This window comes from Actinophytocola sp. (assembly GCF_035942955.1).
Taxonomy (GTDB): domain Bacteria; phylum Actinomycetota; class Actinomycetes; order Mycobacteriales; family Pseudonocardiaceae; genus DASYTH01.
Map to the genome: position 1 here is coordinate 21,102 of NZ_DASZCQ010000281.1, position 11,906 is coordinate 33,007.

The 11,906-nt window shown below is 70.6% G+C and carries 8 protein-coding genes; 4 read left to right on the top strand and 4 right to left on the bottom strand.

The window, feature by feature from the left end; all coding sequences use genetic code 11:
* Positions 1-8: 8 nt before the first annotated feature.
* The 4 genes from VGX25_RS28580 to VGX25_RS28595 all read right to left on the bottom strand — a co-directional run bounded on the left by VGX25_RS28580 (position 9) and on the right by VGX25_RS28595 (position 6,393).
* On the bottom strand, positions 9-1,190 hold the full coding sequence (locus VGX25_RS28580; RefSeq protein ID WP_326921024.1) for an MFS transporter: 1,182 nt from the start codon (positions 1,188-1,190) through the stop codon (positions 9-11).
* A complete protein-coding gene (locus VGX25_RS28585; RefSeq protein WP_326921025.1) occupies positions 1,187-2,497 on the bottom strand; it encodes a DegT/DnrJ/EryC1/StrS family aminotransferase in 1,311 nt (436 codons plus the stop codon). The genes VGX25_RS28580 and VGX25_RS28585 overlap by 4 nt, the downstream gene beginning before the upstream one ends.
* Positions 2,498-2,501: 4 nt before the next feature.
* A complete protein-coding gene (locus tag VGX25_RS28590; protein WP_326921026.1) occupies positions 2,502-3,533 on the bottom strand; it encodes an NAD-dependent epimerase/dehydratase family protein in 1,032 nt (343 codons plus the stop codon).
* Between the two features lie 475 nt (positions 3,534-4,008).
* Positions 4,009-6,393, bottom strand: coding sequence for a glycoside hydrolase family 3 N-terminal domain-containing protein (locus VGX25_RS28595; protein WP_326921027.1), 2,385 nt, complete (start codon positions 6,391-6,393; stop codon positions 4,009-4,011).
* A gap of 294 nt (positions 6,394-6,687) precedes the next feature.
* On the opposite strand from VGX25_RS28595, the gene VGX25_RS28600 reads away from it, so the two are divergent.
* The 4 genes from VGX25_RS28600 to VGX25_RS28615 all read left to right on the top strand — a co-directional run.
* Positions 6,688-7,494 (top strand): hypothetical protein, encoded by an 807-nt coding sequence (locus VGX25_RS28600; protein WP_326921028.1) that lies wholly within the window; start codon positions 6,688-6,690, stop codon positions 7,492-7,494.
* A gap of 86 nt (positions 7,495-7,580) precedes the next feature.
* On the top strand, positions 7,581-7,811 hold the full coding sequence (locus VGX25_RS28605; RefSeq protein WP_326921029.1) for a hypothetical protein: 231 nt from the start codon (positions 7,581-7,583) through the stop codon (positions 7,809-7,811).
* A 281-nt stretch (positions 7,812-8,092) separates the two neighbouring features.
* Positions 8,093-9,988 (top strand): cellulase family glycosylhydrolase, encoded by a 1,896-nt coding sequence (locus tag VGX25_RS28610; protein WP_326921030.1) that lies wholly within the window; start codon positions 8,093-8,095, stop codon positions 9,986-9,988.
* Between the two features lie 266 nt (positions 9,989-10,254).
* A partial coding sequence (locus tag VGX25_RS28615) for a cellulose binding domain-containing protein (protein ID WP_326921031.1) occupies positions 10,255-11,906 on the top strand: 1,652 nt, incomplete at its 3' end.

Genomic DNA, 11,906 nt, shown 5'->3' on the forward strand with positions numbered 1-11,906 from the left:
AGGGAGACCTACCGCACCCCGCTGCGGGACCTGGGTCGCCCGGCTTCGACGTCGCCGGCGTGCGGAACGAGCGCCCCCATCGTCGCGGTCAGCACCACGGTGACGGCCAGTGCGAGGCGTAGGCCGAGGAGCTCGGCAAGCCCGCCGATCACCACCGGACCGACCAGGAAACCGAGGTAGCCAAGGGTCGCGACGGCCGCGATCGCGGTGCCGGTGGACTCGGGCCGCACCCGGCAGGCGGCGCTGAAGATCACCGGAACCGTGCCGGCAAGGCCCAGGCCCAGCAACGCGAACCCGACCAGCCCGGCCGCGGGCGACGTCAGCACGAGGCCAAGGGTGATGCCCCCGGTGGAGACCCCGGCGGCCAGCCGGACGAACCGGGCCGGGCCGGTCCGAACCACCACCCGATCGGCGACCAGCCGGCCGGCCACCATCGCGATCGAGAAACCGAAGTACGCCAGCGCCGCCGTGCCCTCACCGGCGTGTGCCACCCGGGTCAGGTAGAGCGCGGCCCAGTCGTTGACCGTTCCCTCGGCCATGAACGCGCAGAACCCGATCAGGCCCAACGCCAGCAGGGCCCGGTCCGGCAGCGCGAATGCGGTGGGGCGGCGGCGCGCGCCATCCCGGCCGGCCGGGTCGGGCAGGTATCGGGAGCACCCCGCCAGCCCGCCGAGCAGCATCGCGGCGCCGATCGCCGTGAAGTGCCCGGCCACCCCGACACCCGCCCCGGCGGCCGCGGCGCCGATGGCCGCCCCGGCGAGGCCACCCAGGCTCCAGAAGGCGTGAAAGCCGCCGAAGATCGGCCGCCCGTACGCCCGCTCCACCACCGCGGCCTGCACGTTGGTCGCGACGTCGAGCACGCTGTTGCCGGCGCCCAGCACGAACAGGACCACGGCCAGCCCGGCGAGACCGGGCACGAGCGTGATCAACGACAGCGACCCGCACATCACGACCAGCCCGACGGCCGACGCCGCCCGGCTGCCCAGCCGGACGGTCACCGCGCCGGCGGCGAGCAGGCCGAGGACCGCACCGGCCGACAGGCCGAGCAGCCCGATGGCCAGCTCGCCGTCGGACAGGGCCAGCCGGTCCCGCGCCGCGGGAACCCGGGACGCCCACGTCGCGAACGTCGCGCCGGTCACGAAGAACACGGCCATCACGGCGATCCGCGCGCGGCGGTGCAGCGGGTTCACCTGGCCGCCTGCTCCGTCTTCGCCAGCGCGTACAGCTCCGGCCGGTGCTCGACGAGCACTTTGTGGAAGGCCTCGCCGTACCGGTCCATCAGGGCGGTGTCGTTGGGCGGCGCCAGCGAGCTGAAGGTCTGGCCGAGCACCAACCGCCTGCGGCAGATGTCGGCGGCGACCGGGTAGTCATCGGCCTCGTACCGGACTCCCGGCCGGGCATGGCCGCAGGTCCACGGACAGCCTCGGCCGTAGCCGCGCTGCTCCTGGAACAGGGTCTGCGCCGGCACCGGACGGGGCTGCCACTCCTGCATGAGCACGCCCTCCGCGGCCATCGCCTTCTTGAGGGCCACCCGAAACGCCTCCACCGAGACGTCCGGCAGGTCGAGGGCCTCGGGCTCGACCATGATCGGGTAGAAGAAGTACACGTGGGTGGCGTAGTCGGGCACGACCGGCGTCCGGATGCCAGGTAGCCCGGCGAGCACCGCGCTGAGGTGGTCGCCGTTGGCGCGGCGCCGCTCGGTCAGCTCGGGCAGCCGCTCGAGCTGGGAGGTGGCGAAGGCGGCCGCAAGCAGGTCCATCCGGTAGTTCCAGCCCATGAGCCGCGAGTTGTAGTCGCGGCCGCCCCGACCGCGCCCCTCGTCCTCACCGAACATCAGCACCCGGGCCGCGTGGTCGCGCCGGCGCTCGTCGTCCGTGCTGAACAGCCCGCCCTCCCCCAACGCAGACAGCGGCTTGGAACCGTTGAGACTGCATCCGGCGGCATCCCCGAGCGACCCGACCGGCCGGCCCTTGTAGGTCGCGCCGTGAGCCTGCGCGCCGTCCTCGATCAGCGCGAGGCCGTGCCGGCGGGTGACCCCGCGCAGCGGGTCGTAGTCGGCGGGCAGGCCGTTGAGGTCGACGGCGATGACCGCCTTGGTGCGGTCGGTGATCCGCTCCTCGACCTTGGCCGGGTCGATGGTGTACGTGACCGGGTCGACGTCGACGAAGACCGGGATGGCGTTGGCCTGCAGGACGCACGAGGCGGAGGCCAGGAACGTGTCCGCCGGCACGATGACCTCGTCGCCGGGTTCCACGTCGCAGGCGGCGACGCACATGTGCAGCGCCGCCGTGCCGGAGTTGGCCGCGAGCACGTGCGGCATGCCGGTGAACCGCGCCCATGCCCGCTCCAGCTCGACCACCGGTTCGATCGGCCAGCGCCACGGCGTGCCCAGATCGAGCGCGCGCAGGACCGCCCGCCGGTCGTCGTCGGTGACGACCGGCCATGGCGCCACCGTGCCCGGCCGGACAACTGCGGTTCCTCCGTTGATGGCAAGCATGTCCTCAGACCTCCGCGGGGACCAGCTGCTCGCGGCGGAAGGCGGCCGCGGCGACCGTCGGCAGCTCCGGCCTCGGCCCCAGCTCGGCGGCCAGCGCGGTCACCCCGGCCGAAAGCGGGTAGCAGGGCTGGAAACCCAAGGCCCGCAACCGCGAGATGTCCGCAACCAACCGGTAGCTGTCGTCGAGGACGCGCGGATCCGCGGCCAGCTCGGCCGGATAGCCGGTGGCCTGACCGACCACGTCGGCCAGCTGGCGCATCGAGGTTTCCGCGCCGGAACCGATATTGACCACCTCACCGTCCTCGGTCCCGGCCGCGAGCAGCAGCAGCGCGGCGACCAGGTCGTGCACGTGGACGAAGTCCCGGGTTTTGGCGTCGATGTCACCGGCCACCGGAATCGGCAGCTCGTTGAGGTGCCAGCGCAGGAACTGGGAAACCTCACCGCCGGCGGTTCGCGGATTTTCCCCGGGTCCGTACACGACGAACGACCGGCCGATCACCGCGGACAGCCGCCACGCCCCGACCAGGGCACGGATCACGTGCTCCCCGGCCAGCTTCGACGCGCCGTAGGGTAGAAATGGCTCGGTTGGATGGTTCTCGTCCATCGGCGTGGCTCGCGGAATTCCGTATACGCAGGCCGACGACAGGTACACCAGTCGGGCCTCCGACGACGCGCAGGCCTCGGCGACATTGAAGGTCGCCACCGCATTGGACTCGAAGTCGAACCAGGGATCGGTGACCGAGCGCGTTCCGTTGGCATTGCCGGCAAGATGAAAAACGAGGTCAGCTCCCTCGATGGCGGCCAGCGTGGCGACCCGGTCCCGCAGGTCCACCTGCAAGTAGGTCGCACCATCCGGCACCTCGGCGCAGGTCGGAGCGATATCGAGAACGCGCACCGGATGGTTCAAACCCACCAGCGCCCGCACGAGATGGCGGCCCACGAAACCGGCCCCACCCGTCACGCAGATCCGCCCGAACCGCGCAAGACAATCAGGCGACAACATAAACCACGGCTGCACTTGGCCCATCCCTTGCATATACCCAATTTTGCGTGGAATGGGTCGCACGAAGCCAGTGCCCGCCTCATGGCTTGGCCCATGCGTTTCTCATGGGTCAACCCCGAGAAAGGCACAATACCGGCTCTCTACCGACTATTGAGCCGAGCCGTACTACGGTCGATATCGACGAGGTACCTCGCCGGCGTTGCACCTCATCCGACGACGAGGAATGAGCTGACCGACCATGTGTATATTCATTCCCGGCACCGGGCTCGAAAACGTTCGTGCCCAGGCCATGTCCGCCCGCCCGGACGCGCCGGTGCTCCCCGACGACCCCCCGCGACGCCGCCCCCTCCTCACCCCACTCCTGCGCCGCCTGACCAAGCCACTCCGCACCACCGGCCGAAGCGGGCGATCCCCGGTACCCGCCCCCGGCGGATGAGGACCCGGTTTCCACCAGCCGACAGGCGGGTGCCGGTGGACGATCACGACCGGCCACCGGCACCCGAGTCCCTCATCGGACAGTGAAGCCGGCCGTCAGGTTCTCCACCACCGCTTGGTAGGAACCGGGTTCGACCTGCCGCGGGCCGGTTGCGTCGATGTCACCTCCGGTCACGGCCAGTGTGGACACCGGGAAGGACATGCGCACGGTCTGCGACTGTCCGGGGTCGAGCGTGACCCTGGTGAAGGCCACCAGCCGCTGCGGCGGCACGACGATGCGGCTGACCGGCTGGCGCACGTAGACCGGGACCACCTGGGTTCCCGCGCGGCTGCCGGTGTTGCGCACCGTCACCGAGACGTCCACGGTGCCGTTGCGCCCGACCGTGCCGGCGACCGACAGGTTGCTCGTCTCGAACGTGGTGTAGCTGAGCCCGAACCCGAAGGGGAACAACGGGTTGTACGCGTTTCCCTGCCCGGAGGCGGTGCTGGGCAACTGGTCGAAGAACTTCGGCTGGTCGCCGATCGGGGACGGGCAGTTGCCGCAGAAGTCGCCGCCGGGTGCGTCCGCTTCGGACGGCCAGCTCACCGGGAGCCGGCCGCTTGGGTTCACCCTGCCGAAGATCACGTCGGCGACCGCTGCGCCCGCCTCCGTGCTGCCCTGGTAGGCCATCAGCAGGCCGGCCGCGTCCCGGCCGGGGCCGAGGCCGAGCGGCCGACCGGCGATCACCACGACGATGACCGGCTTGCCGGTCGCCTGTAGCGCGGCGATGAGCGCCTTCTGGTCGGCGGGCAGCTGGGGCGCCGGGTTGTCGCCGAGCCCTTCGGCGTAGGCCTTCTCGCCGACCGCGACGACGATCGCGTCCGCGCCGGGGGCCGCGGCCACCGCGCTGGCCTGGTCGGGTGCGTGGACGACGTTCGGCGTGGCGGCCTGCAGTCCTTTAAGGACAGTGGTACCGGGCGGGATCTGGTCGGGCGGTCCCATGCAGCAGACGTGCCCGGCGCCGAAGACACCCTGCCAGCTCACGCTCCAGCCGCCGAGCTGGTTGGTCATGGAGTCCGCGCTTGGCCCGGTGACGACCAGCTTCGCGCCGGCCGGCAGCGGCAGCAGGTTGTTCTGGTTGCGCAGCAAGGTGATCGACTGCTGCGCGGCCCTGAGCGTGGCGTCCCTGCCGGCCTTGACGGCCGCGTCGGCCCTGCTCTCGTCGACGAACGGGTGCTCGAACAGGCCCAGCTCGAACTTCAGCCGCAGGATCCGGCGCACCGACTGGTTGATCCGCTCCTCGGACACCACGCCCTCGCGCACCTTCTGGGCCAGCCCGGCCTGCCAACCGGCGTAGTCGAACGGCGTCATCGACACGTCGATGCCGGCGTTGACCGCCTTGGCGATGGCGCCGGGGAAGTCGGGGGCGATGTGGTAGGCGCTGGCCAGTGCCCCGACGTCGCCGAAGTCGCTGATGACGACGCCCTTGAAGCCCATCCGCTCGCGCAGCAGCGTGGTGAGCAGGAAGTGCGACGCGGTCGCCGGCACGTTGTTGATCGAGCCGGAGTTGACCATGACAGTGGCGGCGTTGGCGTCGATGCCGCCCGCGTACGACGGCAGGAAGACGTCCTGCAGGTACCGGATCGGCAGCTGCTCCTCGACCCGGTCGTGCCCGTTGATCGACTGGGAGTACCCGGCGAAGTGCTTGACCGTCGCGGCGGCCCGCAGCCCGTCGCGGCCGGAGCCCTGCAGCCCGCTCACGTACGCCGCACCCAGCGCGGCGGCCAGCGCGGGTTGCTCGGCCCAGGTCTCGTAGGTGCGCCCCCACCGGTTGTCCCGGTGCAGGTCCTGCACCGGCGCGAAGTTCCAGGTCCACCCGGTGGCCGCGAGGGCGCGCGCGGTGACCTCACCACCGGCCCTGGCCGCCGCGGGATCCCACGTCGCGCCGATCCCGATGGAGTGCGGGAACAGCGGCGCCTCGAACGGGTGGCCGAAGCCGTGCACCGCGTCCACGCCGAAGATCACCGGGATGTGCAGCCGGGAGCGTTCGATGGCGTGCCGCTGGATCGTGTTGTACCACTCGGCCCAGCCCCGGCCGGTGTTGCTGACCGGGTTGTCGGTGCCGCCGGCCAGGATCGAGCCGGTGAAGTTCTTGATCAGGACGTTTTCCAGGCAGTTGGGCTGCAGGGGATCGTTGTTGCCGCCGGAGTTGTCGCAGTTGCCGTCCGGCGGGTTGACGTTGTCGCGCAGCGCGCCGGTGACGATCTGGTCCATCTGGCCGATCTTCTCCGCCAGCGTCATCCGGCGGAGCAGGTCCTCCACCCTTGCGGGGATCGGGGCGCGGGGGTTCAGGTAGAGCGCGGGGCCGGCCTGGGGGTCGGCGGCCGCGCCGCCGGACATGGTCGCCGCCACCAGGGCGGACAGTAGTAACACCACACCGGACATTCGCTGGGTGGTGGCCAACGTGCGTCGTCTCATCACATGATCCGTTTCGTGTCGTCGGCGAGGCAATTTGTGGCGGCCAACAACATATTCCTGACTCGGCCCCCAAGGAAGCCCCGGTTCGGCCGTATCTGACGCGAGGGCGCGCCACCGGGCTGATCCCCGGCCGCCGCGCCGGCAAGCCCGATCGGCACAGCCGCGCGTCCCCTGGGGACGCTCGTTCTCGACAACCGCCGCCGGCTCGAACGTGTTGTCGAAATTGTGTCATCTCCGCTAGTCGGGCGGTGGCATGCTGGAGTTGTGGTCACCCACGAGGATCCAGTGGTTGCGGTGGGTGAGACGGTCCGGAACCGGCTCGCCGGCTCGGTTCCGGGTGCGGTGGTGGCGGGTTGGCGGGTCGGGCAGTGGCCGTGGCTGGTCCCGGTTGCCGCGTTCGCGGCCACGGCCGCCTGGGTGCTGGGGGCGCTGTCCGGCCAGGCGGCGGGCGCGGTCCGGATCGCGTTCATCGCGATCGGGGCGGTGCTGACCAGCGTCGCGGTCGGACTGCCGTTGTGGCAGCAGCGTCGCGCGAACCAGGCTCGGGCCGATGCGGTTGCCGCGGCACAGGCCGCACGGGCGGCCATGCGGATCACCCTGGAAGACGCGCTGGACCCGTTCGTCCACGTGGTGGGCGCGTTGACCACGGCAAAGGGGGCGGACAAGGCCCGGCTGCGCGGGGCGGCCGTTCAGCTGACGGTGGCCACGATCGCCGGGCTGGCCGGGGCGGAGCGGGTGCGGGTCTGCTTCTTCGAGCTCGAATCCGGCCGGCCGCGGCGGCTTCGGCCGGAGCGGTTCGCCGGCCGGGCCGGCGCCCCCACCGTGACGCTCACCGAGGGCGAGCCCGCCGGTGACGCGGCCCTGCGCATGATCAGCCGGCGCGCCTGGACGTTCATCGACGACACGCGCCGCGAGCCGCTGCCGTTCTCCTGGGACGGCAGCCCGGAGTACCGCACGGTGCTGCTCGGTCCGGTGGCCACACCGGAGGAAGTTGTCGGCATGCTCACCGTCGACGCGCTGCACCCGGGTGAGCTGGCGACGGTGGATCCGACCCTGGTGCGGTTGCTGGCCGACCTGCTCGCCGCCGCCCTGCGGATGTAGCAGCTACGGCCGCGCGGCGGTTGACCGAGCCGCACGACACCGGTACGACAGAGAACAGCCGCACTTCGAACCGGTGAGGTGGTGGCATGGCCGATCTGGACGTCCCGGACAGCGACGAGCGGGTCGCGGCCATCCTCGCCGACCCCCGAACCTACTTCGCCGAAGCCAGACGCCGAGCATGGGAATCAGCCGGCGCCGAGGTCGCCGCCGACCTGGCGGCCAGGGCCGAGCACCGCCGCAACCACGCCCGACCCCGCCCGACCCACCCACCGACCTGGCTGCCGGCCAACACCCGCCCGCAGACCCAGACCGACTGAGTCGGGCCGATCAGACAACCCCCACCGAATCAACCCTGACCGCCGCCGCCCGCGGTGGCCGCATGATCACCGGGCGGACGACGGCACGACGCCGGCGCGGAACATGCTTCCGCGGACGCGAGACACGCCGGGACTTGTGGGGCTGCGTGCTGAGGGATGTTGCGAAACGGACACTGGCGAATACACTACGTGCTGGGAGCGCTCCCAGAATCGTGGTTCCCATTTTCCCAGTTCAGGGGGTTGGTCAGGTGACTCGCACAGGTTCAGGTCGGCGGCGGTGGGTGGCCTTCGCTGCCGCGGCGGTGGCGGCGGCGGCCGTGGTGGTGGCGCTTCCGTCCGCTGCGGTGGCGGTTCCGGAGCGGGACTGGTTGCACGTCCAGGGCAACCGGATCGTCGACGAGGAAGGCAACCGCGTGTTGCTGTCCGGGGCGAACTGGTTCGGCTTCAACGCCTCGGAGCGGGTGTTCCACGGCCTGTGGTCGGCCAACATCACCGAGTTGACCCAGGCGATGGCCAACCGCGGCATCAACATCGTCCGGGTGCCGATCTCCACCCAGCTGCTGCTTGAGTGGCGCAACGGCCAGACGGTGGCGCGGCCAAACGTCAACACGTTCGCCAACCCGGAGCTGGCGAACATGAACAACCTGCAGATCTGGGACTTCTGGCTCGCGCTGTGCGAGCGGTTCGGGATCAAGGTGATGCTCGACGTGCACAGCGCCGAGGCGGACAACTCCGGCCACATCTACCCGATGTGGTTCAAGGGCTCCATCACGTCCGAGCAGTTCTACCAGGCCTGGGAATGGGTCACGACCCGCTACCGCGACAACGACACGATCGTCGCGATGGACATCAAGAACGAGCCGCACGGCACGCCGAACCAGCCGCCGCGGGCCAAGTGGGACTCCACCACCGACACCGACAACTTCAAGCACGCCTGCGAGACCGCGGGCCGGCGCATCCTGGCGATCAACCCGAACCTGCTGATCCTGTGCGAGGGCATCGAGGTCTACCCGCGGCCGGGCGAGACCTGGAGCTCCCCCAACACCGACCCGGACCTGACGCCGAACTACTTCTACAACTGGTGGGGCGGCAACCTGCGCGGCGTCCGCGACCACCCGGTCAACCTCGGCGCCAACCAGGACCAGCTGGTCTACTCCCCGCACGACTACGGACCGCTGGTGTTCAACCAGCCCTGGTTCCAGGTGCCGTTCACCAGGGCCACCCTGACCACCGACGTGTGGCGGCCGAACTGGCTCTACATCCACGAGGAGAACATCGCGCCGCTGCTGATCGGCGAGTGGGGCGGGCGGCTCGGGCAGGACGAGCGGCAGGACCGGTGGATGACCGCGCTGCGCGACCTGATCGTCGACGAGGGCCTGCACCAGACGTTCTGGGTGCTCAACCCCAACTCCGGCGACACCGGCGGCCTGCTGCTCGACGACTGGCGCACCTGGGACGAGACCAAGTACAACCTGCTCAAGCCGGCGCTGTGGCAGTTCAACAACAAGTTCGTCGGTCTCGACCACCAGGTCCGCCTCGGCGGCGCGGGCAGCACCACCGGCATCAGCCTTGCCGAGCGCTACAGCGGCGGCCCGATCGACACCGCGGCCCCCACCGTCCCCACCGGACTGACCGCGACCGGGACGACCTCGTCGTCGGTATCGCTGTCCTGGACCGCGTCCACCGACAACGTCGGCGTGACCGGTTACCAGATCTTCCGCAACGGCGCCATCGTGAACACCGCGCCGGGCACGACCTACACCGACACCGGCCTGTCGCCAAGCACCACCTACACCTACACCGTCCGGGCGAGGGACGCGGCGGGCAACATCTCCGCGGCGTCCGCGCCGGCGACCGCCACGACCCAGCAGGGCACCGGCGGCGGCTCGGGCTGCACGGCCACCTACCGCACGGTGAACAGCTGGGACGGCGGCTTCCAGGGTGAGGTCAGGGTGACCAACACGGGCACGAGCACCACCCGGGGCTGGGCCGTCGGGCTGACCGTGGCGACCGGCCGCACGATCGCCACCGTGTGGGAAGGGGTGCTGACCGGCACGACGGTCACCAACGCCGGGCACAACGGCGCCCTCGCTCCGACCGCAAGCGCGACGTTCGGCCTGGTGGCCAACGGCCAGGCCGCGGACGGCATCACCGTGGCCAGCTGCACCACGAGCTGAGGTCCACACCTCCGAAAGCAATCGGATGCCTTCCGGAACCTTTCGGAAGCGGCTGGGCGGTTCTGGTCGGGCGACTGGCTTCAGGCGTGTGCCGGTCGCCCCTGACCTCGCGACCGCTCACGCCGTAACTCGCAGATAAGCGACCTCGCCGGGTGAATACGGAACGTGATTGACGCTTGACCCTTCGTACTGCATCGTTCTAGAGTCGTTTCAACAGTTTTCTGAAATGTTTCACGCCAGTCCGCGAGGCGAGGTCAGGAGGAGCCATGTCGTTCGCTGCCAGCCGGAGGGCGGTCCTGGCCGCCGCGCTCGCGGCCGCCGTCGTCGGCGCCGGCGCCACGGCGCTCACCACGGTCGATCCGGCGCCGGCCCTGGCCAGTGCCGGCCTCGCGGCCGCGCCCGTGGAGGACGACGGCGCCGACTGCCCGGTGTCGGTGCCCGGCTCGTCGCCGGCCAACTCCCGGCTTCCCGACCCCTTCCGGAAACTGAACGGCACGCGCATCGCCGCGAAGTCGGAGTGGCGGTGCCGGCGGGCCGAGATCAGGGAGTTGGCGGAGCGGTTCGTCTACGGCGACAAGCCCGCCAAGCCGGCAAGCGTCACGGGAACGGTCTCGAGCACGAGCATCACCGTGAACGTCACGCACAACGGCCGCACCGCCAGCTTCTCGGCGGGCGTGCAGCTGCCGAGCGGTTCCGGACCGTTCCCGGCCGTCGTCGTGGTGGGCGGGTTCGGGGCGGACACGGCCACCATCCGAGCCAGCGGTGCCGCCATCATCAACTACGACCCGCTCGCGGTCGGCCGCGAGGGCACGCCCCGGAACAACAAGCAGGGCGCGTTCTACACCATCTACGGCTCCTCGAGCAGCACCGGGCTGCTGGCCGCCTGGGCCTGGGGCGTGAGCCGGATCATCGACGTCATCGAGCAGTCGGGCGGCAACGTTGTCAGGGCGGACGCGCTTGGCGTCACGGGATGCTCCCGGTACGGCAAGGGCGCCTTCGCCATCGGCGTGTTCGACCAGCGCATCGCGCTGACCATGCCGATCGAGTCGGGCAGCGCCGGCGCTCCGATCTTCCGCGGAATTCCCGGCGAAAGCGGCGCCCAGCCGCTGAGCAGCGCATACGGCGAGCAGCCATGGTTGGGTGACGCGTTCGGCTCGTTCACCGGCAACCCGACCACGCTGCCGGTGGACACCCACGAAATGGTGGGCATGGTCGCGCCGCGCGGGCTGCTCATCATGGAGAACCCGCACATCGACTGGCTGGCCGCCAGGTCCGGCAGCGTCGCGGCCCTCGGCGGAGCCGAGGTCTACCGGGCGCTCGGCGCGCTGGACAACATCACCTACTGGTCCGACGTCCAGGACGGCACGCACTGCGCCGCGCGCCCCGAATGGCGGACCCCGTTGCAGCAGAACATCCAGAAGTTCCTGCTCAAGACCGGCACCGCCGCCGGCACGTTCCGGATCTCGAGCCGCAAGGCCGGCAACCTGGCCGAGTGGCGGGACTGGACGACGCCGACCCTGTCCGACGGCCCGCCCACCTCGACCACCACGACAACCACCACCACGCCGACCTCGACCACGACCACGACGACGACCGGTAACCCGCCGCCGGGTGGCTGCACCGTCCGCGACGACCTCAACGCCTGGAACACCGGCCTGACATCCACCTTCACCAACACCAGCACCACCCCCATCAACGGCTGGACACTGACCTTCACCCTGCCCACCGGCCAAACCATCACCTCCGGCTGGAACGCCACCTACACCCCCACCACAGGCCACATCACCGCCCGCAACGCCAGCTTCAACGCAATGATCAACCCCAACGGCGGCACCGTCAGCGGCTTCGGCTTCCAAGCCACCCACACCGGCAACACCGCCAAACCCACCTCCTTCACCCTCAACGGAACCCCCTGCAC

Coding starts and splice junctions, on each gene's coding strand:
- VGX25_RS28585 (WP_326921025.1), bottom strand. CDS start 2,497: ATGCTTGCCATCAACGGAGGAACCGCAGTTGTCCGGCCGGGCACGGTG.
- VGX25_RS28590 (WP_326921026.1), bottom strand. CDS start 3,533: ATGCAAGGGATGGGCCAAGTGCAGCCGTGGTTTATGTTGTCGCCTGAT.
- VGX25_RS28595 (WP_326921027.1), bottom strand. CDS start 6,393: ATGAGACGACGCACGTTGGCCACCACCCAGCGAATGTCCGGTGTGGTG.
- VGX25_RS28605 (WP_326921029.1), top strand. CDS start 7,581: ATGGCCGATCTGGACGTCCCGGACAGCGACGAGCGGGTCGCGGCCATC.